Raw genomic sequence first — 21,688 nt, forward strand, 5'->3', positions numbered from 1 at the left:
GCCCGCGCCGGGCCGCGTCCTCAGGTTCGCGCCGGGCTGTGCAGCAACGCGCCCAGCCCTTCCGCGAACGACTCCGGGGAGACGTCGCCCATCATGGTCTTCTGGATGATGTAGCCCGGCAGCAGGCTGCCCATCAGCTGGGCGAGCTGCTGCGCGGGCACGGCGTCGCCGATCATGCCGCGTTCCTGCCACACCGCGATCATGCGGGCGAGCAGTCCACGCACCTCCACCACGCCGGTGGTGACCAGTTCGCGGACCGTCGGCGTGCGCAGCGCCTCCGCCCACACGAAGATCACCAGGCGCGCCGCCTCCTGCTCCTCGTCCAGGCGCTGCACGGTGCGCAGGGCGCGCCCCACCAGCTCCTCGGGGGTCGGCGGCTGCTCCGCGTCGAGCGCCCCGGTGAAGACCCCGGCGACCTCCCGCATGGTCTCCAGCGAGATCGCGGCGATGATGTGGTCCTTGCTCGGGAAGTACCGGTAGACCGCCCCGGCCGACAGGCCGGCCTCCTTCAGCACGTCCTGCATGGACGTGGAGTGGAAGCCGTTCGCGGCGAAGCAGCGCCGGGCGGCGTCGAGGATCTGGCGACGGCGGGCGTCCAGATGCGCCTGGGAGACACGGGCCATGTGAGGAAGGGTACGCGACGGCCGCTTGAGAGAACGACTATTCGTTCTTGACAGTCTCCGCCCGGAGGAGGAGTGTGGAACCAACAGAGAATGATCATTCGTTTTAGGTAGGAGTCGTCATGCCCGAGCAGCGCAGTGGTGCTCACCCCCTGGCGGAGGGCGCCCTCCCGGACGGCGGGGCCCACCCCGCCGAGGCGGTCGCGGACGCGTCGGGGTCCGCGCCGGCCACCGAGGCGTCGACGGCGGGGCGGGCCTGGCGTCCGGTGGCCGAACTCGCCGTCCGGATCGGCCTCATCGCGCTGGTCACGCTCACCCTCTTCGCCTGGCCCGCCGCCCGGATGGCCCCGCGTGACCTGCCCATCGGCCTGGCCGGGCCGGAGCAGGCCACCACCGGTATCGCCCGGGCACTGACGGCCTCCGACGCGGACGCCTTCGAGATCCACCGGTACGCCGACGAGGCGGCCGCCCGCGCGGCCATCACCGAGCGTGAGATCTACGGGGCCGTCGTCGCCGGCCCGGACGGCATGAAGCTGCTCACCGCCAGCGCGGCCGGACCGGCCGTGGCCCAGGCGCTCCAGCAGGGCGTGGCGCAGCTGCAGGCGCCGCAGGGTGATCAGGGACAGGGGCAGGGACAGCCGGGTGCGCCGGGCGCCGTCGCGCCGCTCCAGGTGGAGGACGTGGTGCCGCTGCCGGCCGAGGACCCGCGCGGCGCGGCGCTCGCCTCGCTGCTGCTGCCGCTGAGCCTGTCCGGCGTCGGCGCCGGGGCGCTGGCCCACCTCGGCGTCCGTGGGGGACGGGGCCCGCGGATCGCCGCCGTGCTGGCCGCGGCGGTGACGGCCGGTCTGGTGGGCGTGGCCGTGGTGCAGGGCTGGCTGGGCGCCCTGGGGGGCAACTGGCTGGTCAACGCCGGGGTGTTGGCGCTGATCGTGACGGCGGTGGGTTGCCTGGTGGCCGGTCTGGCCCGGCTGTGGGGGACGGCCGGGCTGGCCGTCGGCGCCGTGCTGGTGGTGCTGATCGGCAATCCGTTCTCCGGCGTCACCAGCGCGCCCGAACTGCTGCCGGAACCGGCCGGGCTGATCGGCAGCCTGCTGCCGCTCGGCGCCGGGGCCTCGCTGCTGCGCAGCACCTCCTACTTCGACGGCGCCGGGGCGGCGGTGCCGCTGGAGGTGCTGCTGGTGTGGTCGCTGCTCGGGCTGAGCCTGCTGGTCGTCGCCGGCAACCGGCCCGCCACCGCCGCCGCCCCGGCCGGCCGCGCCTCCTCCCGAGTCGAGGCGTAGCCCACCGGCACCCGACGTCCCACCGCGGACGCGCCCCGCCCGGCCCCCGGCCCGGCGGGGCGTCCGGCCGTCGTCCGGCCGTCTTCGCCGGGGGCGGGCTGCCGGGGGAGGGGAGGCGTGCGGCGGTCGCGGGTCGGACAATGGAGCGGTGAGGCTCTTCGTCGCCGTGCACCCCTCCGCCGAGGCCCTGGCCGAACTGGACGAGGCCGAACGGCGGCTGCGTCGCCTCCCCGAGGCGGACGAACTCCGCTGGACGCCCCGGACCAGCCGGCACCTCACGCTGTGTTTCCTCGGCGAGGTGCCCGAGGAGCGGCTGCCCAAGCTGCGGGCCCGCCTGGCCGAGGCCGTCGAGGGACACCCGGTGCTGACCCTGCACCTCCAGGCCGGGGGCGCCTTCGGGCGCCGGGTGCTGTGGGCCGACGTCCAGGGGACCGTCGCCGAGGCGCGTGAGCTGGCCCGGGACGTCTCGCGGGCGGCCCGGCACACCGGCATCGAGGTGGACACCCGCCCCTGGCGCCCGCACCTGACCCTGGCCCGCGCGCGGGAGCGGTTCGGTCCGCACCCGGACCTGCACGCGATGGTCTCGGCGCTGGACAGCCTGGTGGGCACGCCGTGGACGGTGGAGCGGGTGCACCTGATGCGCAGCCTCCTCGGGCGCGGCCCGGCCCAGTACGAGTCCGTCGAGTCCTGGGCGCTGCGCCGTCCGGAGGAGGCGGCGGAGTAGCCTGGCCGGGTGGATACCAGGACCCGTAACCGCGTGATGACGTGGTCGCTCATCGTGCTCGTGGTGGCCGCTCTGGTGGGTGGCCTGGTGAGCTGACCGACGCCGGCGCGCCTGCCGGACGCGCGTCGCGCCGGCTGCCCGTACCGGTCCGGCGCGGTGCAGCCGCGGTGCCCGGCGCGGTGTCCGTCCCGCGCGCCCGGTCCGGGCCCGATCGGGCAAGCTTGGGCGCATGACCTTCCCCGCACGCGTACCCGCCGGCCTCGCGGGCACCGCCGTCGCCTTACTGCTGGTCACCGGCCCGTCCGTCGCGACGGCTCCCGCGGCCGCGGCCGCGACCGTCCCGGTGGCCGCGACGGCTCCCTCGGCCGAGTCGATCACCGCCACGCAGGACGGCCCGGACCGGATCACCCTGACCGACGAGCGGATCACCGAGTCCAGCGGTCTCGCGGTCAGCGCCTCGCACCCGGACGTGCTGTGGACGCACAACGACAGCGACGACGGCGCGCAGGTCTTCGCCGTGGACGGCCGGGACGGGGACGTGCTGGCGACCGTGACCCTGGAGGGCGTGCAGGCCCGGGACTGGGAGGCCATCACGGTCGGTGAGGACGTCCAGGGGCGGCCCACCGTGTTCGTCGCCGACATCGGGGACAACTTCGGCGGCGGCTGGTCCGAGGTGTGGCTGTACTCCTTCACCGAGCCGTCCGACCTCGGCGAGGACGTCACCGTGGAGCCGGTGCGCTACACCGTGCAGTACGAGGACGGCCCGCGCGACGCCGAGGCGGCCATGTTCGACCCGGTCACCGGCCGGCTGTGGATCGCCTCCAAGGAGAACGGGGGCGCCGGCGGGCTGTACGTGGCCCCGCCGGACCTGGTGACCGGCGCGACGAACACCTTCACCCGGGTGGCCGACATCCCCGGACTGACCGTCACCGACGGCGCGTTCTCCCCGGACGGCAGCCGGCTGGCGCTGCGCGGCTACTTCGAGGTCGCCGTTTACCAGCGCCCGGGCGGCACCGAGCCGGGGGCGGAGCTGGAGCGGCTCGGCCGTCCGCAGATGCCGTTCCAGCGCCAGGGCGAGTCGCTGGCCTTCACCCCGGACGGCCGGGCGCTGCTGCTCGGCAGCGAGGGCGAGCGCAGCCCGGTGCAGCGGGTCGACCTCGACGGCGAGCTGCTGCCGGACTCCGCCCGCGCCGAGGACGCGGCCGAGGAGGAGGCCGCCGACGCCGGGGGAGCGGCCGGGGACGGCGGCGCGGCGGCGCCCTCCGGGGCCGCCGCCGAGGACGGCGCGGCGGCCGGCGACGCCTCCGGCACCATCCCGACCGGCCTGGTGGTGGTCGCCATCGTCGCCGTGCTGCTGCTCACCCGCCGGCGCCGGCCCCGCCAGGAGTGACCCCGGCCCTCGTCACCCATTCGGGGGAAGGATCTGGCTCGGCGGAACACGGTGAGCCACATCGCGGACATGAAGACGATCACCCAGCGCGAGTTCCGGAACAACTCCGCCTCCGTCATGGACGCCGTCGAGGCCGGTGATACCTTCCGCATCACCCGGAACGGGGTAGCGGTCGCCGAACTTCGACCGCTCGCCCGGAAGCGGCGGTTGACCGCTGAGGAAAGTCCGTCTGATCGGTTCGCCGTGCGGCGGGGGTCAGCGCGGGGCGGGGTCAGCGCTTCGCGGGGCGGGGGGTCAGGACGGCGGGTTCCTGCTGGCCGAGCATCCGCAGGGAGATCTCCCACAGCCGGGCCGCGACCTGCCGGTCTCGCCCGCGGGGGGCCGGGGCGGTGACCATCGGGGTGCCCCATCCGCCCCAGCGCGGGGCGTAGAAGTCGCCGGTGCGCGCGTGCGGGTCGGTGGCGGCGCGCAGGGTCACGAGGCTGCCGCCCTCCCCGGTGCGTCCCAGCGTGACCAGCGAGCCGAGCCGCGCCAGCACCCGGGTGCCGGCGCTGACCTGCTTGTGGCCCAGCTCCGTGCGGGCGACGCCTGGGTCGACGGCCACGGAGAGCGTGCCGTGGCCGGCCGCGGTCAGCCGGCGGGCGAGTTCGGCCGCGAACAGCAGGTTGGCCAGCTTGGACTGGCTGTAGGCGGCGAACGGGCGGTAGCCGCCGTCCCGGAAGTGGGGGTCGTCCAGCCGCACGGTGCCGAACCGGTGGGCGCCGCTGCTCAGCGTCACCACGCGCGAGCCCGCCGTGCGCACCAGGGCCGGCAGCAGGCGCAGCGTGAGCGCCATGTGCCCGAGGTGGTTCACACCGAACTGGAGCTCGAAGCCGTCCTCGGTGGGCGTCTGGCGGGTGGATCCCAGGCCGGCGTTGTTGATCAGCAGGTCGAGCCGGTCGTACTCGCCGAGGAAGCGTTCGGCGAAGGCGGTGACGCTGGCCTGGCTGGCCAGGTCCAGCGGCAGCACCCGTACCCGGTCCTGCGGGACTCCGGTCGCGGACAGCACCCGGCCGCGCGCGGCCTGGGCCTTGGCCTCGTTGCGGCAGGCCATCACCACCCGGGCGCCCCTGGCGACCAGCGTGCGCGCGGTGGGCAGGCCGATGCCCGTGTTCGCGCCGGTCACGATCGCCACCGTGCCGCTGAGATCGGGGATGTCCTCGCGGCTCCAGCCACCGCCGCGTGCCGCCCTCGTCGTCGTGCCGCTCACCGTGCGCCTCCCTGCCTCGGAGCTAACCTGAACCGACGTTCACGATTTATAGTGAACCACAGTTCATGTTTGGTTCCGGGGCATGCGGAACCATCGGTTCCGACACGTGGCAACCGGCGGCCCGCGCCCGACGTTCTCCGGTGGTGACCCGACGTTCCACGCCCCACCACCGAACCGTCCAACCCGTCCCACCCGTTCAACCCGTCCGAACCGTTCAACCCGTCCGAACCGTCCGACAGGGGGAGCGAGCGATGCCCGACCACGCCGGGCGCGCCCCGCTGCGCGCCGACGCCGTACGCAACCGGGCCAACATCCTGCGCGCGGCGCGCACCCTCATCGCCGCGCGCGGCGAGCAGGCGGGCATGGACGAGATCGCCCGCGAGGCTGGGGTCGCGGTGGGCACGCTCTACCGGCACTTCCCCACCAAGGCGGACCTGGTCGGCGCCATCGTCGCCGAGATGATCGAGCGCGTCTTCAGCGCCTTGGACGCGGCGGTCGCCCGCGTCGAGGCGGGCGGCGGCGCCCTGGCCGCCATCACCGACCTGCTCCGGGAGATCTCCGAGGCCGCCGGGACCGACCGCGCCGTCAAGGAGGCGCTGGTCAACCGCGCCGACGGGACCCACCCTTACGCGGAACTAGACCAACGCGCCCGCGACGGCCTGGCCCGCCTGGTCGCCGCCGCGCACGCCGAGGGCACGCTGCGGGACGACGTGACCACCGAGGACCTGGTGCTGATCCTGGCCACCCTCCCCGGCGACGAACTCCCCGAACCCGCCCGCCGCCGCTGGCTCCGGCTCGCCCTGCGCGGCGTCACCCGGGAGGACCTGCCCGACTGAGGGCGGGGGCTGCTCGCTCACATGTTGATCATGTGGCCGGCCAGGCCGTGGACGGCCTCCTTGACCGCCTCACCGAGGGTGGGGTGGCCGTGCACGTTCCGGGCGACCTCGTGGACGGTGAGGTCCCACTGCTGCGCCAGCGTCAGCTCCGGCAGCAGCTCGGTCACCTCCGGGCCGATCAGGTGGGCGCCGAGCAGCTCGCCGTGCCGGGCGTCGCTGAGGATCTTCACGAACCCGCTGGTGTCGCCCAGCCCGTGCGCCTTGCCGTTGGCGGTGAACGGGAACTTCGCCACCCGGACGTCGAAGCCGCGGTCGCGCGCCTGGGCCTCCGTCCAGCCGAAGCTGGCGATCTGCGGCTGGCAGTACGTCGCCCGCGGGATCATCACGTAGTCCAGCTCCATGGTCTCGGCGCCCGCGATGGTCTCGGCCGCGACGATGCCCATCGCCTCGGCCGCGTGCGCCAGCATCAGCTTCGCGGTGACGTCGCCGATGGCGAAGATGTGCGGCACGCTGGTGCGGCAGCGCGCGTCGACGTCGATGGCGCCGCGCTCGGTCAGCCGCACACCGGTGTTCTCCAGGCCGTAGCCGGCCACCCGAGGCTGGAAACCGATCGCCTGGAGGACCTTCCCGGCGTGCAGCGTCTGCCGCTGGCCCCCGGTGGTCACCATCACCTTCACCGACTCGCCGGAGTCGTTGATCGCCTCCACCCGGGTGGAGGTCAGCACGTTGATGCCCATCCGGCGGTAGCGGCGGGCCAGCTCGGCGGAGACCTCCTCGTCCTCCAGCGGGACGATGCGGTCCAGGAACTCCACCAGCGTCACCTGGACGCCGTAGTTGTGCAGCACGTAGGCGAACTCGACGCCGATGGCGCCCGCACCGGCGATCAGGATCGACTCGGGCAGCTCGGGGGTGAGGATCTGCTCCTCGTAGGTGACCACCCGCTGGCTGAGCGAGGTGCCGGGCAGCAGCCGGGTGGTCGCCCCGGCGGCGATCACGCAGTGGTCGAAGGTGACCGACTCGGCGGAGCCGTCGGCCCGGGTGACCCGGAGGGTGTGGGCGTCGGTGAAGGCGCCCCGGCCCTCGTACTGGGTGATCCCGTTCTTCTTCATCAGGTAGTGCACGCCCTTGACGCGGCCGTCCGCCACCTTCCGGCTGCGGGTGAAGGCCGCCCCGTAGTCGAAGCTCACCTCCCCGTTCACCCGGATGCCGAAGGTCTTCGCCTCCTGGGTGAAGATGTGCGCCAGCTCGGCGTTGCGCAGCAGCGCCTTGGAGGGGATGCAGCCCACGTTCAGGCAGACCCCGCCCCAGTAGCGTTCCTCGACGATCGCGGTGCGCAGGCCCAGCTGCGCGGCCCGGATCGCGGCGACGTACCCGCCCGGGCCGGCGCCCAGGACCACGACATCAAAGTGTGCGCTCATGCTTCGGAGCGTAGGACGGGAGCCCGGTGGCCGCAGCACGTCGCCCCAATGGGCCAGCAACCGGCCTATCACCCACCTGCCCTACACGCCCCCTACAGGACCGCGTAGGTCGTGGGCATCGACGCGGCGCTGTAGTCCTGGAGCACGGCGGGATCGCCGCCGGGGGGAGTGAGGACGATGGCCTCCCGCAGCTCGAAGAGCTCTCCGTCGGGCGGGAAGTGCGCCAGGTCGGCATTGCTCAGGGTGCCGGTGGCGCTGGTCTCCAGGACCAGCGGGGTGGAACCGGTGGCACACGGGTTCAGCTCGGCCTCCAGGACGAAGCGGATGCCCACGTCCATCTGCGCCGGGTACGGATCCAGCAGGCTGTTCAGCCGCAACTGGCCGTCGGCCGCGCCGCTCGCCGTGATGGTGACGGCGCCGAAGTCCGGGCTGGAGCCGGCCAGGTCCAGCCGTGTGGTGGTCAGCGCGACGACGGTGCCGTTGGCGACGCCGACGTCGATGACGGTCGTACCGGTCAGGTCCAGCGTGAAGCTCTCGCCGTCACAGGTGATGACGGCTCCGCGGACCTCCGTGTGCAGCTCCACGGGGCCGGGTTCCGGAATCTGCCTGGGCGCGGGCTGGGCGGTGGCGACCCCGCTCGGGCCGGCCGCCACCAGCAGGCTCGCGCACGCCGCCGTGGTGGCGGCCAGCAGTCGTCTGATCACCGGGGACTCCTCCTCAGTGTGGGGCCGATCGGGCGATCCGTCGCGATCCGATCGATACCCGAACGGCGGATCGGCGATCCGCGAGTTCACCCCTTCGGGTCACTCCCGGTTGCGGCCCGCGAGCCGGCGTGAGCGTGGTCGACGGCGGCCCCGGCCCGCGCCGCTGCGCCTCCGTTCACCCGAGGACCCGTCCGGGCACGGGTTGGTAGTCCGGCAGGGCGAGGCCGCTCACCTTCTTCCCCTCCCTGATCATCCAGTTCAGGACGGCGCGCCTGCTCATCAGCCCGTTGCGCAGCCGGATCCCGAGGGCCGTCCTGGGGGCGAGGAACGTGCCGGTCCGATCGCCACCCTTCTGGCAGCCCCGGGCGTAGTCGCGCAGCCGGTCCTCGTAGTGGCGGAAGGCCGTCCGGTGGTCGCCGCCGGCCCGCGCCAGTTCGCCGGCCAGGACGTAGGCGGCGACGACGGCCGTTCCGGTCCCCATGCCGCCGATGGTGGCGCCGCAGGCCGCGTCGCCGACCAGCGCGATGCGGCCGGTGGACCAGCTCGCGACGTCCGCCCGGCTGATCGAGTCGAAGTAGAGGTCGGGGGCGTGGTGCAGTGACTCCAGCAGGCCGGGCACCTCCCAGCCGAGGCCGGCGAACGCGTCGGTGATCAGCTGCTTCTGCTGCCGGACGTCGTGCCGGTCGTAGTCCAGCCGCGGCGCCGCGAAGACGAAGAAGGCCCCCGCGCGGTCCGGGGCCCGGTGGTCGACGCCGACGGAGGCGAACCGGCCGGGCGCGTTGTAGCCGAGCGAGCCGCCGCTCAGGCCCAGGTGGTTGGGCAGTCCCCAGGTGGCGGCGTAGTAGCCGAGGTGGCGGACGTACTCCTCCTCCGGCCCGAAGGCGAGGCGGCGCACCTGGGAGTGCAGTCCGTCGGCCCCGATCACCAGGTCGAACTCCCGGGTCGCCGCGTGCCGGAAGTCGACCCGCACGCCGGAGGGGGTCTCGGTGAGGCGGGTGATCGAGTCGCCGAAGAGGTACTCCGTGTGGGGCAGGCTGCGTTCGTACAGCACCCGGGCGAGGTCACCGCGGAGCACCTCGATGTCACCGCCGGCGAACTCGGGTGGCAGGTGCAGCAGTTGGCGCCCGCCTTCGTCGACGAAGCTGATCGCACTGCCGCCGGTCTGGAGCCCGCGCAGCTCCGTCAGCACCCCCATGCGCTCCAGCACGGTCAGGTGGGTCTCGCCGCGGAAGTCGACGGCCTGGCCACCCTCCCGGAGGGCGGGGGCCAGCTCGACGACGGTGGGCGTGAAGCCGTGCCGCCCCAGCCAGTAGGCCAGCGCCGGTCCGGCGATGCTGGCGCCGGAGATGAGGACGTTCCCGTTCATGAGCCCCTCCCGCATCGAAACCGTGTCCCACGGACACGGTGGCCTACTGTGTACCATAGACGCAGTTCGAGCGTTCGACAAGGCGCCGGCCGGGGCCGCGCGGGAGGGGTGACGGGCATGGCGGAGAGGCGCAGGCACGCCGAGACGGCGCTGCTGCTCTGGGGCCCCCGCGTCAGGCCGGCGCGCGGCCCGAAACCCACGCTCGACCTCGACCGCATCGCGCGCGCCGGCATCGAGATAGCCGACGCCGAGGGGCTGGCCGAGCTCTCCATGCAGCGGGTGGCCGCCCAACTGGGCGTCACCAAGATGGCGCTGTACCGCTACGTGCCCGGCAAGGCGGAGCTGATCGCGCTGATGGTGGACGCCGCCATCGGCCCCTACCCGGAGCCCGAACCCGAGCGGGCCGAGCCGGGGCAGGTGGAGTCCGGGCAGGCCGAGTCGGCGCGGGGCGAGTCGGCGTGGGTGGCGTCCGGGCAGGCCGCGGCGGACGACGGGCGGCCCGGCGGCGACTGGCGGGAGCAGTTGGAGGACTGGGCGCGCCGCCTGATCACGCTCTTCCTCCGGCACCCCTGGGCCCTGGAGGCCACGGTCGGGCCACGCCTCATGGGCCCGGCGGAGCTGTCCTGGCTGGAGCGCGCCGTCGCCGCCCTGGAAGGCACGGGGCTCACCGGCGCCGAACGGATGGACGCGGCCGTCCTGCTCGTCGGCCACGTCCGCAGCATCGCCCAGCAGGCCCACGCCGCGGGCCCGGCCGGCGACCCCGAGGCCCAACTCGGACCGCTCCTCGCCGAAGTGATGCGGGAACACGGCGAACGCTTCCCCGCCCTCAGCGAGGCCATCGCCTCGGCCGCCCGGCCCGGCGCCGGCGACCAGGCATGGGAGTTCGGCCTGCAACGCATCCTCGACGGCCTAGCCGTCCTCATCCACCAGCGCACCACCCCCTGACCACGCCGCCGCAACCCCGCCGCGGGCTCAGCGCACACCGTCACCGTTCGGCAACAGCCCCACCGCATTCCGCCACCAACTGACTACAGGTGACGGAGCGTCAACCAGTACGGGTGGGCGCTCCCTGCCGGCAGCTCCGGTGATATTCGCAGCTTCCGGCAGGACTACTACTGGCAGGGGGAGGACCTCTCCCAGCACGCGATCGATGTCTACCACCAGGTGAACGAGCGGAACTTCCGTGATTCCGGGGCAATGGCCGATCTACGTCCGGAGCTGAATCGGGAGGCGGAACAGTCCTACCAGGTGGGGTTCAACCGTGTTTCCAGCGCGGGGGTCGAGCAGCGGAACCGGCCCTGTGATGGCCATGCGACGAAGGGAAGCCATGAGGAACGGCGGCGTGTCCCCCAGCACCTCGAAGCGGCGGGGCCGGGGCGTCACCCTGTCATTCGTCTCCGTGCTGTTGCTCGCGGCCTGCTCCTCCGGCGCGGGCGACGCAGGTGGTGACCCGGAAGCGACACCGAGCGCGGCCGTTGCGCCGAGCGACTGTGGGGGTGCCTTCGACGGCCCGCGGCTCGAAGAGGTGACCGGGTACCCGATGACTCTGGCCACCGTATTGCCGGAGTACTCGCCGTCGGCGCAGATGCCCGAGGAGGCGTTTGTGTGTCGATACCGGTTCGCGGACGGCACCATGGTGGAGTTCAGGTCCTACGTCACGTCGACCGAGCTCGCCGCGACTCCATGGACTCATCCCCGAGCCGATCCTTTCGTCACGGCGGAGTCCGGGGAACAGGCGGTTGCCGCGTTCGTCCCGCACGACGCGGCCAGCAATGAGTGGATGCGGGCCATGGTTCGGTTTGTCTGTGTGGGGGAAGCTGCCGGGCGCCCGGTCGGATATGAGGTTCGGGCGGACGCCGAGCCGGACGAGGAACCGCCTGTGGGCCCTGCGCCGGGATTCGAGTTCACCCCCGAGCAGTTGCTGACCCTCACCAACCGCCTGGCCGTCGAGGTGGCCGAGCGGCGTGCGTGTGCCAACGACACGAAGCTGAACCCGGGGGAGTTGCGCTTCACCACCGGGGGTCCCGCGCCGAGTCCCCGGTGAGTGTGCCGTGCCGGGCTGCGGCAACCCCCGGCCCGACCGGCGGAGGTGGGTGCCGGGAGGGTTGCCGCAGCCCGGGGCGGGTGCCCCGGACGACGCCGACCCCCGTGCGGCGTCGTCCGGGGTGGCGGGGGGAGGTCAGACCCGGCGGAAGGCGTCGGCGTGGTCGGCGGCCCACTCGGCGTAGCTGCGGGCGGGGCGGCCGAGGACGCGCCGGACCTCCTCGGTGACCAGGGCCGGGGTGCCGACGGTGCCGGCCAGGAAGCGCAGCATGGAGTCGACGGCCTCCTCGGACACCCAGGAGTTGGTGGCCATGACCTCCGCCTTGGTCTCCTCCGGGCTGGTCCGCTCGCAGCGCAGCGGGCGGCCGAGCACCCTGCCCAGGATCGCCACCTGGTCGGCGGTCGTCAGGTCCTCCGGGCCGGTGAGCGAGAGCGCCTGGCCGAGGAGGTCGTCGTCGAGCAGGGCGCGGACGGCGACGGCGGCGATGTCCGCCTCGTGGATCGGCGAGGTGCGGGCGTCCGGGTAGGGCTCGCGGATGACGTCGCCGGCCGCCAGCTTCCCGGCCCACTGGAGGGAGTTGGCGGCGAAGCCGCCCGGGCGCAGGTGGGTCCACTCCGGGAAGTCGGCCTCCACGGACGCCTCCAGGGCGCGGTGCAGCGCGGCGGTGCTGCCCTCCTTCGCCTCCTGGTCGAGCACGACGACCAGGGAGGAGACCGTGACGACCCGCCGCACGCCGGCCTCCCGGGCGGCCCGGAGGAGGTCCCCGGGCGGGCCGACCACCCCGGCCAGGTTGAGCAGGAGCGCGGTGGCGCCGTCGAGGTCGGGCGTCGCGCTGTCGCACACCTCCACCCCGTCCGGGAAGCGGGCGGTCGCCGGGGTGCGGGTCAGGGCGCGCACCTTCACGCCCTTGGCGGCCAGCTCGTGGACGAGCGGACGGCCGATGTTGCCGGTGGCTCCGGTCACCAGGATCATGCGGGTGCTCTCTTCGCAGTCGGTTGACGTCGGTGTCGGTCGATACGTCGTTCGGTTGACGTGGTGCTCAGCGCAGGTGGGCGAGCTTGTCCGGGTTGGTGACGACGTAGATGTCGCGCACCCGGTCGCCCTCCGGGGTGAGGTCGAGGGTGAGGAACATGTAGGGGGTGTCGCCGGACATCAGCACCGCCGCGGGCTCGCCGCCCACCGTGTAGTGGCGGACGCGCAGGTCCGGGATGGGGCGGTGGGCCGAGCTGGCCGTGATCAGGCGGGCGATCTTCTCGCCGCCGCGCACCGGGTGCGGTCCGGCGGCCCGCGCCTTGCCGCCGCCGTCGGCCCACAGGGTGACGTCCGGCGCCAGCACTTCCAGCAGGGCGCCGAGGTCGCCGCCGACCACGGCGGCCAGGAACCGCTCGGTGACCTGCCGTCGCACGCGCGGGTCCGCCTGGTAGCGGGGGCGCCGGGCGTGCACGTGCTCGCGGGCGCGGTGGGCGAGCTGCCGGACCGCCGAGGGGCTGCGGTCCACGATGCCGGCGATCTCGGTGTGCGGGTAGCCGAACACCTCGTGCAGCACGAACACGGCGCGCTCCAGCGGCGTGAGCGTCTCCAGCACGACGAGCAGCGCCATCGAGACCGACTCGGTGCGCAGCGCGGTCTCGGCGGCGTCGGCCGCCTCGGCCGGCGGCGGGCCGTCGCCGGGCGGGATGGGGAGCGGTTCGGGCAGCCACGGGCCGACGTACTCCTCCCGGCGGCGGCTGATGGCGGCCTGCCGGGCCAGCGCCCGGTTGACCGCGATCCGCACCAGGTAGGCGCGCGGGTGCTCGATCGTCCCGCCGGTCGGCGAGCCGGTGCGGTCCGCCCAGGCCAGCCAGGTCTCCTGGAGGACGTCCTCGGTGTCCGCGACCGTGCCCAGCATGTTGTAGACCATCGAGAACAGCAGCTCGCGGTGGTCGACGAAGACCCGCGTGGCCCGTTCCGCCGCCGTCTCGGTCGGCCGCGCTGTTGGGATGTCCGACATCCTGGGTGCCCTCCCCGTCGCCTTCTTCCGCATCCTGAGAGCGACCCGGGCCGAGGAGTGTGACACGGCACGGGTGAGTGTGAGCCGGCTCACAGCGGGAGGGGTGCGTCGGGGGCTCGTCCGGGGGCGGGCGCGTCGCCCATCCCCACCGCCGGGCCCCGGAGAACGCGGCGGGCCGGTGGGGCGACCGCGAACGGTCGGCCCACCGGCCCGTGTGTGACGGGTGGCGCGTCGTGCGGGTGCCGCGTCGGATCGCGCCGACCGGCCGCCCGGATCAGCCCAGGCGCTCGACCACGTAGTCGACGCAGGCGGTCAGGGCGTCGATGTCGGCCGGGTCGATGGCCGGGAACATCGCCACGCGCAGCTGGTTGCGGCCCAGCTTGCGGTACGGCTCGGTGTCCACGATGCCGTTCGCCCGCAGGGCCTTCGCCACCGCCGCGGCGTCGATCGAGTCGGCGAAGTCGATCGTGCCGACGACCTGCGAACGCTGCGCCGGGTCGGCCACGAACGGGGTGGCGAACTCCGACTTCTCCGCCCAGCCGTACAGCCGGGACGAGCTGTCCGCCGTCCGCGCCACGGCCCAGTCCAGGCCGCCCTGGCCGTTGATCCACTCGATCTGGTCGGCCAGCAGGAAGAGCGTGGCCACCGCCGGGGTGTTGTAGGTCTGGTCCTTGCGGGAGTTGTCGATCGCCGTCGGCAGGTCGAAGAACGCCGGGATGTAGCGGCCGGACTCGGCGATCTCGGCGGCGCGGGCCAGCGCGGCCGGCGACATCACGGCGATCCACAGGCCGCCGTCCGAGGCGAACGACTTCTGCGGCGCGAAGTAGTAGGCGTCCGTCTGGGCGATGTCCACCGGCAGGCCGCCGGCGCCCGAGGTGGCGTCCACCAGCACCAGCGAGTCCGCGTCGGCGCCCTCGGGGCGGCGGATCGGCATGGCCACGCCGGTGGAGGTCTCGTTGTGGGTGAGGGCGTAGACGTCCACGCCCGCCTCGGCGCGCGGCAGCGGGTGGGTGCCCGGCTCCGACTTGATCACCGACGGCTCCTCCAGCCACGGCGCCGCCTTGGTGGCGCTGGCGAACTTGGAGGAGAACTCGCCGAAGTGCAGGTGCTGCGAGCGGGAGCGCACCAGGCCGTGGGCGGCGATGTCCCAGAAGGCGGTGGAACCGCCGTTGCCGAGCACCACCTCGTAGCCCTCGGGGAGGGAGAACAGCTGGGAGACGCCCTCCCGAACCCGGCGGACCAGGCCCTTGACCGGGGCCTGCCGGTGGGAGGTGCCCATCAGGGAGGCACCGGAGGCGGCGAGGGCGTCGAGCGCCTCGGGGCGGACCTTGGAGGGCCCGCAGCCGAACCGGCCGTCGCGGGGCTTGATGTCAGCGGGGATCTGGATGTCAGCCACGGGCGAAGCGTAACGCCGTCGCAACACGCGCGCCGTACACGTCCCGCTTTTTGGGATGTCGGGATGGGATGTCGCCGGGTGCCGAACCGCCGGCCGCGCCGGCCGCGCCGGCCGGTCGAGGCCCGGGGCGGGACCGGGGCGCGCGCGTGCCGGGGCCGGGGGCGGGCACGGTGTCGGCCCGGGGCGGGCACGGTGTGGCCGCCCGGGAACGCCCGTGCCGGTGTGGCAGGGTCGGGGCATGAGTCCGGTCATGGATCGTCATCGACCCGGGGACGCCGCCCGCTTGGAGCGGCTGCTGCGCTCGACGGTGCGCGGCGAGGTGCGGTTCGACGCCGCCACCCGCGCCCTGCACACCATGGACGCCTCCAACTACCGGCGGGTCCCGCTCGCCGTGGTCGCCCCGCGCGACGCGGACGACGTGCTCGCCGTGCTGGCCGCCTGCGCCGAGACCGGCGTGCCGGTGGTGCCGCGCGGCGGCGGCACCAGCATCGGCGGGCAGGCCACCGGGGTGGGAGTCGTCCTGGACACCACCCGCCACCTGGACCGCGTCCTCGCCATCGACCCGGACGCCCGGACGGCCCGCGTCCAGCCGGGCGTCGTCCTGGACGACCTGCGCCGGGCCGCCGCGCCGTACGGGCTCACCTTCGGACCGGACCCCTCCACCCACGGCCGCTGCACCCTCGGCGGAATGATCGGCAACAACGCCTGCGGGGCACACTCGCTGGCCTGGGGACGCACCGACCACAACGTCGAACGGCTGACCGTCGCGCCGGCGGACGGCACCGGCGCCCTGCTCCGGGTGGGGGCGCTGGACGCCCCCGGGGCCGTCCCCTCGCCGCAGGAGCGGGCCGCCCGGCGGCTGGCCGACGACAACCTGGCGCTGCTCCGCCGGGCCCTGCCCCCGGTGCCGCGCCGGACCTCCGGCTACGGACTGGACTGGCTGCTTCCGGAACGCGGCCGGCACCTGGCGCGGGCGCTGGTGGGCAGCGAGGGGACGCTCGCGGTGGTCACCGAGGCGGAGGTGCGGCTGGTGCCGCTGCCCGCCGCGCGCGCCCTGGCGGTGCTGGGCTTCCGGGACGACGTGGCCGCCGCCGAGGCCGTCCCCGGGCTGCTGCCGCTGCGCCCGCTGACCCTGGAGAGCCTGAACGCCGAGCTGGCCGCGCTGGCCGGCCGCGCCTCGGCGGGGCGCGGCCCGTCCGGCCCGGCGTCGAGGGCCGGGGCCGCGGCCGGGACCGGGACGGCACGGCTGCCGGAGGGCGGGGCGTGGCTCTTCGCCGAGACGGCGGGCCACTCGCCGGCCGAGGCGGCCGAACGCGCCCGCGAGCTGTGCCGGGCGGCGGCCGGGGCCGGCGCCACCGGCACCGCGGTGGTCACCGACCGGGCGGCCGCCGCCGCGCTGTGGCGGATCCGGGAGGACGCCGCCGGCACGGCCACCCGGATGGCCGACGGCTCCGAGGCGTGGCCCGGCTGGGAGGACACCGCCGTGCCCCCGGAACGGCTCGCCGGCTACCTGCGCGACCTCGGCGCGCTGCTGCGCCGGCACGGCCTGCGCGGCCAGCCGTACGGGCACTTCGGCGAGGGCTGCATCCACATGCGGATCGACTTCGACCTGGTCGGGCGCGCGGGCGTGGCGCGCTTCCGGGCGTTCTCCGAGGAACTCGCCGGGGTGGTGGTGGCGCACGGCGGGTCGCTCTCCGGCGAGCACGGTGACGGCATGGCGCGCTCCGAGCTGCTGCCCAGGATGTTCCCGCCCGAGGTGATCGCCCTGTTCGAGCGGTTCAAGGCGGCGTGGGATCCGCGCGGGCTGCTGAACCCGGGCGTGCTGGTGCGGCCGGCGCCGCTGGACGCGGGGCTGCGGTTCGCGGTGCTGCCGGCCGAGCCGGTGCGCGGCGCGTTCGGGTATCCGGACGACGGCGGGGACTTCTCGGCGGCGGTGCGCCGGTGCGTGGGCGTGGCGAAGTGCCGGGTGAGCGAACCGGCCGGGGCGGCGGTGATGTGCCCGTCCTACCGGGTGACGGGCGAGGAGCGGCACTCGACGCGGGGGCGGGCCCGGCTGCTGCACGAGATGCTGGCGGGCGACGCGCGCGGCGGCGGCCGGGCGCGCCCGCCGGTAGAGGGGGACGGCGGCGGCCAGGGCGCCGGGGCGGCGGACGACGGGCCGGCCGTGATCACCTCCGGCTGGGCCTCGCCGGAGGTGCGGGAGGCCCTGGACCTGTGCCTGGCCTGCAAGGGCTGCCGCTCGGACTGCCCGGTCGGCGTGGACATGGCCACCTACAAGGCCGAGTTCCTGTACCACCACTACCGGCAGCCGGGGATCCGTCGCCCGCTCGGCCACCAGCTGATGGGGCGGCTGCCGCGCTGGCTGCGGCTGGCCGAACCGCTGGGGGCGGCCGCCGCGCCGCTGGCCCGGATGGCCGGGCAGGCGTGGACGGCGCCGTTGCGGGCCCGGATCGGGCTGGCGGCGGAGCGGGCGCTGCCGGAGCCGGCCGGGCGCACCTTCCTGCGCTGGTGGCGGTCGCTGCCGGTGGCGCAGCGCCGGCCGGACCGCACGGGCGGGCGGCCGCGCGTGGTGCTGTGGCCGGACACCTTCACCAACGCCTTCGCGCCGGAGGTCGGCCGGGCCGCGGTGGCGGTGCTGGCCGACGCCGGCATCGACGTCGTGGTGCCGCCGGGGCGGGTGTGCTGCGGGCTGACCCGGGTGTCCACCGGGATGCTGGACGAGGCGCGGGCGGTGATGCGGGCGACCCTGGACGTGCTGGAGCCGGCGCTGCGGGCCGGGCTGCCGGTGGTCGGCCTGGAACCGAGCTGCACGGCGGCCCTGCGTGCCGACGTCCCGGAGCTGCTGGCGCGGCCGGCCCGGCACGTCGGCGGGCAGGCGGGCGGGGGCACCGGCGGGGACGCGGGTGGGCGGATCGCCCCCGACCCCGACCCCGACGCCGACGCCGACCGTTACGCGGAGCTGGCCCGGCGGCTGGCCGACTCGGTGCTGACCCTCGCGGAGGCGCTGGAACGGCTGGCGCCCACCTGGCGTCCGCCGCGCCTGGACCGGCCGGTGGTCGGACAGACCCACTGCCACCAGCACGCGGTGCTCGGCGACGGGGCGGAGCGGCGGCTGCGCGCCGCGGCCGGGCTGGACGGGGAGCTGACCGGCGGCTGCTGCGGGCTGGCCGGCAACTTCGGTTTCGAGCGGGGGCACTGGCAGGTGTCGGTGGCCTGCGCGGAGGAGCGGCTGCTGCCCGCCGTGCGCCAGGCGCCCGGGGACGCCGTGCTGCTGGCCGACGGCTTCTCCTGCCGCACCCAGCTGGCGCAGCTCGGTGGTGTGCGGGCACGCCATCTGGCGGAGGTGCTGGCCGACGGGCTGGGCCGATCGACCGGAGGCATGTAAGGTAAGGCTTGCCTTGCTTGAGGGTGTGCGTCGACGGTCCGGCGGCGCCCGCAGGCGTGGCGTGTGCGGTCGGGCGGCCGTGCGCCCCCAACCAGGGAGGGGGGCGCACGGCCGCCCGCTGGCAGTCGTGGTCCGGGCACCGCCGGTGTCGCGGGACGGCCGCCCGCTCGACCCGCCAGGGGATCGGAACCCCTACCCCGCCGTCACGGTGCCCAGCCGGTCGAAGCCGGGGACGGTCCCGGCCGGGCGGGCGCCGGGCCCGACGTAGCGCGCCGAGGGGCGGACCAGCCGGCCGGTGCGCTTCTGCTCCAGCACGTGCGCCGCCCAGCCGGCCGTCCGGGCGCAGGTGAACATCGAGGTGAACATCGGCGCCGGCACCTCGGCGAAGTCCAGCACGATGGCCGCCCAGAACTCCACGTTGGTGGCCAGCACCCGGTCCGGGCGGCGGGTGTGCAGCTCCTCCAACGCCGCCTTCTCCAGCGCCTCGGCCACCTCGAAGCGCGGCGCGCCCAGCTCCCGCGCGGTGCGCCGCAGCACCCGGGCGCGCGGGTCCTCGGCCCGGTAGACGCGGTGCCCGAAGCCCATCAGCCGCTCGCCGCGGTCCAGTACGCCGCGCACGTAGCCGGCGGCGTCACCGGTCCGTTCGATCTCCTCGATCATGTGCAGCACGCGGGTGGGCGCGCCGCCGTGCAGCGGCCCGGACATCGCGCCGACTGCCCCGGAGAGCGCGGCGGCCACGTCGGCGCCGGTGGAGGCGATGACCCGGGCGGTGAAGGTGGAGGCGTTCATGCCGTGCTCCGCCGCCGAGGCCCAGTAGGCGTCCACGGCCCGCACGTGCCGCGGGTCCGGCTCGCCGCGCCAGCGGATCATGAAGCGCTCGGCCGTGCTGACCCCCCGGTCCACGGCGGACTGCGGCACCATCGGCAGTCCGCGCCCGCGGGCGGACTGGGCGACGAAGTCCAGCGCGGTCGCGGAGACCCGGGCGAGGTCGTCCCGCGCCCGCTCGGCGGGGATGTCCAGCAGTGGCTTCAGCCCCCACAGCGGGGCGAGGGCGGCGATCGCGCTCTGCGCGTCCACCCGGACGTCGCCGGAGGCGAACGGGATGGGGAACGCCTCGGCGGGCGGCAGGCCGGGGGCGAAGTCGCCGTCCACCAGCAGGCCCCACACCGCGCCGAAGGGCGCGGTACCCACCAGCTCCTCGATGTCGACCCCCCGGTAGCGCAGGGCACCGCCCTCCCGGTCTGGCTCGGCGATCTCGGTCTCGAACGCGACGACTCCTTCGAGTCCGGGGACGAAGTCGGACATCGTGCGGCTCCCTCAAGGTGGTGGTCGTCGGACACGGGGTGGTGGTCGTCGGACACGCGTGCACGGCCTGGGGTGGTGACGGGCGCTGCTGCCCGGGTGGTGGCGGTCTCGGGCGGGGTCCGGGCGACGGGTGGGCCCGGGGCGGTGACGGAAACGTTCCTCCAGCGTCTCTCCGCGCCGGGGGTCCGCGCATTCCGTGGCGTCCCGGTCCCGGTGGGGCCGGCGGCGGCCGAGCGAGCACCGCTTGCTTGACTTGCGACTGGCTTGCGAGCTTGCCACCGACTTGCTACTGGTCAGTAATCAAGGGTCACCGGGACGGGCGCTGTCAAGGGGGCGGGCGCGTGACGGTGGCCGCGGGGGCTCCGCTCACGGCGCGCGGTCGGTACGTGTGAACCCAACTCGTACGCTCGAATGGGCGTGAGCATGCTATGTGTTGACCCGTGCCGCATTCGGAATCCGACAGCTCAGCCGTCCACTCGGCCGCCCGATCGGGGACTCGCTCAGCGCCGGGCGCGCGTCGCCCCGCCCGGTCGCCGCAGGGCCTCACCGACCCCTCCCCCACGCTCCGCCTCGCCGAGGCGCGGCGCCAGTACCGGACCGAAGGGCTCCACGAGAGCACCGCCGACGACGACCCCGGACACCTGTTCGCCCGGTGGTTCCGCGAGGCCGCCGCGGCCGGCGTGGTCGAACCCAACGCGATGGTGCTGTCCACCGCCACACCCGAGGGCGTGCCCAGCTCCCGCACCGTGCTGCTGAAGGGGTTCGACGAGCGGGGATTCGTCTTCTTCACCAACTACACCTCGCGCAAGGGCGTGGAACTCACCGCCAACCCGCACGCCTCCCTGCTCTTCCCGTGGCACGCCATCGCCCGCCAGGTGATCGTCGGCGGGGACGTGGAGCGGCTGGACCGGGCCGAGTCGGTCGCCTACTTCCGCACCCGCCCACACGGCTCCCAGCTGGGCGCCTGGGCCAGCGACCAGTCCTCCGTGGTCTCCTCCCGGGCGGAACTGGAGGGCCGCTTCCAGGAGCTCGCCGACCGCTACCCGGAGGAGGAGAAGGTGCCGATGCCGCCGTTCTGGGGCGGCTTCCTCGTCGTGCCGCGCACCGTGGAGTTCTGGCAGGGGCGGGAGAACCGCCTGCACGACCGGCTGCGCTACCGCCGCGACCCCTCGTCCCCCACCGGCTGGCTCCGCGAACGCCTCTGCCCCTGACCTGGTCGGGAGCGGCGTGGATATGCTCGTGGGTGCCTGCTGTCAATACCGCTGGGGAGATCCGGATGTCCAAGACCGTCATCGACCTGGACGAGGAGGCCCTGGCGCTCGCCGCCGAGGTGCTCGGGACCCGCACCAAGAAGGACACGGTCAACGCCGCGCTCCAGGAGGTGGGGGCGAGGCGGCGCCGTGAGCTCGCGGCGGAGCGCCTGCGCCGGCTGGCCGAGGACGGGGCCTTCGACAAGGCGCTGGAACCGGGCTTCAAGGCGGAGGTATGGCGCTGAATGCCGAGTGCCGAACGGTTCCTGATCGACACCTCGGCGGCGGTCCGCATCCAGCGTCCGGCGCTGTGGTCGGTGTGGGGCGAGGCCGTCATCCACGGTCGGGTCGCGATCTGTGAACCGACCGAGGTGGAGATGCTGTACTCGGCCCGTTCCTCCCGGGAGTACGACGAGCTGCGCCAGGCGCTCGGTGACCTCTACACCCGGTGTCCCGTGCCCGACGACGCCTGGCGGCGGGTGCGGGATCTCCAGCAGCAACTCGTTCGCCACGGATGCCACCGTTCGGCGGGGATCGCCGATCTGCTCGTCGTCGTGACCGCCCAGTGGCACGGACTGACCGTCCTGCACTACGACCGGGACTTCGAGGCCGTGACCAAGGTGACCGGGCAGTCCGTGCGGTGGTTGGCGGAGGCCGGAAGCGTCGACTGAACGTGCCGGGGGCGGTCACCGGGCGGGGATCCGCCTGGTGACCGCCCCCGGGTGCTCCCA

The 21,688-nt window shown here is 74.6% G+C and carries 19 protein-coding genes and 1 pseudogene; 11 read left to right on the forward strand and 9 right to left on the reverse strand.

The genetic code is table 11. From position 1 onward, the window contains the following. Positions 1-20 precede the first annotated feature (20 nt). Positions 21-623, reverse strand: coding sequence for a TetR/AcrR family transcriptional regulator (locus tag FHU37_RS23460; RefSeq protein ID WP_179816670.1), 603 nt, complete (start codon positions 621-623; stop codon positions 21-23). 119 nt (positions 624-742) lie between these two features. Here FHU37_RS23460 and FHU37_RS23465 point away from each other — a divergent pair, with 119 nt between their 5' ends. From FHU37_RS23465 to FHU37_RS29425, 4 genes and pseudogenes are all read left to right on the forward strand, one after another. After that, on the forward strand, positions 743-1,900 hold the full coding sequence (locus tag FHU37_RS23465) for an ABC transporter permease (RefSeq protein ID WP_246451254.1): 1,158 nt from the start codon (positions 743-745) through the stop codon (positions 1,898-1,900). 148 nt (positions 1,901-2,048) lie between these two features. Continuing rightward, positions 2,049-2,624, forward strand: coding sequence for an RNA 2',3'-cyclic phosphodiesterase (thpR, locus tag FHU37_RS23470; RefSeq protein ID WP_179816671.1), 576 nt, complete (start codon positions 2,049-2,051; stop codon positions 2,622-2,624). 229 nt (positions 2,625-2,853) lie between these two features. Next, the gene (locus tag FHU37_RS23475) at positions 2,854-4,014 is read left to right on the forward strand and encodes a YjiK family protein (protein ID WP_246451256.1); all 1,161 of its coding nucleotides are present in this window, start codon (positions 2,854-2,856) and stop codon (positions 4,012-4,014) included. A gap of 69 nt (positions 4,015-4,083) precedes the next feature. After that, positions 4,084-4,272: pseudogene (locus tag FHU37_RS29425) on the forward strand (type II toxin-antitoxin system Phd/YefM family antitoxin); the annotation flags it as partial. A gap of 13 nt (positions 4,273-4,285) precedes the next feature. Here the strand turns inward: FHU37_RS29425 and FHU37_RS23480 are convergent. Further along, positions 4,286-5,263, reverse strand: coding sequence for an oxidoreductase (locus FHU37_RS23480; RefSeq protein ID WP_179816672.1), 978 nt, complete (start codon positions 5,261-5,263; stop codon positions 4,286-4,288). A gap of 251 nt (positions 5,264-5,514) precedes the next feature. Between FHU37_RS23480 and FHU37_RS23485 the strand changes: the two genes are divergently transcribed. Further along, the gene (locus FHU37_RS23485; protein ID WP_179816673.1) at positions 5,515-6,099 is read left to right on the forward strand and encodes a TetR/AcrR family transcriptional regulator; all 585 of its coding nucleotides are present in this window, start codon (positions 5,515-5,517) and stop codon (positions 6,097-6,099) included. A 17-nt stretch (positions 6,100-6,116) separates the two neighbouring features. Here FHU37_RS23485 and lpdA read toward each other — a convergent pair whose 3' ends face one another. The 3 genes from lpdA to FHU37_RS23500 all read right to left on the reverse strand — a co-directional run bounded on the left by lpdA (position 6,117) and on the right by FHU37_RS23500 (position 9,587). Beyond that, positions 6,117-7,517: a dihydrolipoyl dehydrogenase gene (lpdA, locus tag FHU37_RS23490; RefSeq protein ID WP_179816674.1), complete on the reverse strand. Its 1,401-nt coding sequence runs from the start codon at positions 7,515-7,517 to the stop codon at positions 6,117-6,119. 92 nt (positions 7,518-7,609) lie between these two features. Beyond that, entirely contained in the window at positions 7,610-8,221 is a 612-nt protein-coding gene (locus FHU37_RS23495; RefSeq protein WP_179816675.1) for a hypothetical protein, read from the reverse strand. 175 nt (positions 8,222-8,396) lie between these two features. Continuing rightward, a complete protein-coding gene (locus FHU37_RS23500) occupies positions 8,397-9,587 on the reverse strand; it encodes an FAD-dependent monooxygenase (protein WP_179816676.1) in 1,191 nt (396 codons plus the stop codon). Positions 9,588-9,704: 117 nt separating this feature from the next. Between FHU37_RS23500 and FHU37_RS23505 the strand changes: the two genes are divergently transcribed. After that, a complete protein-coding gene (locus tag FHU37_RS23505) occupies positions 9,705-10,532 on the forward strand; it encodes a TetR/AcrR family transcriptional regulator (RefSeq protein ID WP_179816677.1) in 828 nt (275 codons plus the stop codon). 397 nt (positions 10,533-10,929) lie between these two features. Beyond that, a complete protein-coding gene (locus tag FHU37_RS23510; RefSeq protein ID WP_179816678.1) occupies positions 10,930-11,631 on the forward strand; it encodes a hypothetical protein in 702 nt (233 codons plus the stop codon). 135 nt (positions 11,632-11,766) lie between these two features. Here FHU37_RS23510 and FHU37_RS23515 read toward each other — a convergent pair whose 3' ends face one another. From FHU37_RS23515 to serC, 3 genes are all read right to left on the reverse strand, one after another. Next, entirely contained in the window at positions 11,767-12,603 is an 837-nt protein-coding gene (locus FHU37_RS23515) for an NAD(P)H-binding protein (RefSeq protein ID WP_179816679.1), read from the reverse strand. Between the two features lie 67 nt (positions 12,604-12,670). Next, on the reverse strand, positions 12,671-13,621 hold the full coding sequence (gene sigJ, locus FHU37_RS23520) for an RNA polymerase sigma factor SigJ (RefSeq protein ID WP_179816680.1): 951 nt from the start codon (positions 13,619-13,621) through the stop codon (positions 12,671-12,673). A 274-nt stretch (positions 13,622-13,895) separates the two neighbouring features. Beyond that, the gene (gene serC, locus FHU37_RS23525) at positions 13,896-15,017 is read right to left on the reverse strand and encodes a phosphoserine transaminase (RefSeq protein ID WP_179816681.1); all 1,122 of its coding nucleotides are present in this window, start codon (positions 15,015-15,017) and stop codon (positions 13,896-13,898) included. A gap of 250 nt (positions 15,018-15,267) precedes the next feature. On the opposite strand from serC, the gene FHU37_RS23530 reads away from it, so the two are divergent. Beyond that, positions 15,268-18,402, forward strand: a complete 3,135-nt coding sequence (locus FHU37_RS23530) for an FAD-binding and (Fe-S)-binding domain-containing protein (protein ID WP_179816682.1) — start codon at positions 15,268-15,270, stop codon at positions 18,400-18,402. Positions 18,403-18,594: 192 nt separating this feature from the next. Here the strand turns inward: FHU37_RS23530 and FHU37_RS23535 are convergent, their stop codons facing one another. Continuing rightward, positions 18,595-19,707, reverse strand: coding sequence for a citrate synthase 2 (locus tag FHU37_RS23535; RefSeq protein ID WP_179816683.1), 1,113 nt, complete (start codon positions 19,705-19,707; stop codon positions 18,595-18,597). Between the two features lie 440 nt (positions 19,708-20,147). Between FHU37_RS23535 and pdxH the strand changes: the two genes are divergently transcribed. From pdxH to FHU37_RS23550, 3 genes are all read left to right on the forward strand, one after another. Further along, the gene (gene pdxH, locus FHU37_RS23540; protein ID WP_179816684.1) at positions 20,148-20,918 is read left to right on the forward strand and encodes a pyridoxamine 5'-phosphate oxidase; all 771 of its coding nucleotides are present in this window, start codon (positions 20,148-20,150) and stop codon (positions 20,916-20,918) included. 65 nt (positions 20,919-20,983) lie between these two features. After that, a complete protein-coding gene (locus tag FHU37_RS23545) occupies positions 20,984-21,202 on the forward strand; it encodes a type II toxin-antitoxin system VapB family antitoxin (RefSeq protein WP_179816685.1) in 219 nt (72 codons plus the stop codon). After that, the gene (locus FHU37_RS23550; protein ID WP_179816686.1) at positions 21,203-21,628 is read left to right on the forward strand and encodes a PIN domain nuclease; all 426 of its coding nucleotides are present in this window, start codon (positions 21,203-21,205) and stop codon (positions 21,626-21,628) included. The last annotated feature ends 60 nt before the right edge of the window (positions 21,629-21,688 follow it).

Origin of the sequence: Allostreptomyces psammosilenae (genome assembly GCF_013407765.1) — a bacterium.
Lineage (GTDB): Bacteria > Actinomycetota > Actinomycetes > Streptomycetales > Streptomycetaceae > Allostreptomyces > Allostreptomyces psammosilenae.

Bases quoted from the DNA above. Each gene is read 5' to 3' on its own strand.
- FHU37_RS23500 (WP_179816676.1), bottom strand. From the start codon at position 9,587: ATGAACGGGAACGTCCTCATCTCCGGCGCCAGCATCGCCGGACCGGCG.
- sigJ (WP_179816680.1), bottom strand. From the start codon at position 13,621: ATGTCGGACATCCCAACAGCGCGGCCGACCGAGACGGCGGCGGAACGG.
- lpdA (WP_179816674.1), bottom strand. From the start codon at position 7,517: ATGAGCGCACACTTTGATGTCGTGGTCCTGGGCGCCGGCCCGGGCGGG.
- FHU37_RS23545 (WP_179816685.1), top strand. From the start codon at position 20,984: ATGTCCAAGACCGTCATCGACCTGGACGAGGAGGCCCTGGCGCTCGCC.
- FHU37_RS23460 (WP_179816670.1), bottom strand. From the start codon at position 623: ATGGCCCGTGTCTCCCAGGCGCATCTGGACGCCCGCCGTCGCCAGATC.
- FHU37_RS23530 (WP_179816682.1), top strand. From the start codon at position 15,268: ATGGATCGTCATCGACCCGGGGACGCCGCCCGCTTGGAGCGGCTGCTG.
- FHU37_RS23485 (WP_179816673.1), top strand. From the start codon at position 5,515: ATGCCCGACCACGCCGGGCGCGCCCCGCTGCGCGCCGACGCCGTACGC.
- FHU37_RS23465 (WP_246451254.1), top strand. From the start codon at position 743: ATGCCCGAGCAGCGCAGTGGTGCTCACCCCCTGGCGGAGGGCGCCCTC.
- FHU37_RS23505 (WP_179816677.1), top strand. From the start codon at position 9,705: ATGGCGGAGAGGCGCAGGCACGCCGAGACGGCGCTGCTGCTCTGGGGC.
- FHU37_RS23515 (WP_179816679.1), bottom strand. From the start codon at position 12,603: ATGATCCTGGTGACCGGAGCCACCGGCAACATCGGCCGTCCGCTCGTC.
- FHU37_RS23535 (WP_179816683.1), bottom strand. From the start codon at position 19,707: ATGTCCGACTTCGTCCCCGGACTCGAAGGAGTCGTCGCGTTCGAGACC.
- FHU37_RS23550 (WP_179816686.1), top strand. From the start codon at position 21,203: ATGCCGAGTGCCGAACGGTTCCTGATCGACACCTCGGCGGCGGTCCGC.
- FHU37_RS23475 (WP_246451256.1), top strand. From the start codon at position 2,854: ATGACCTTCCCCGCACGCGTACCCGCCGGCCTCGCGGGCACCGCCGTC.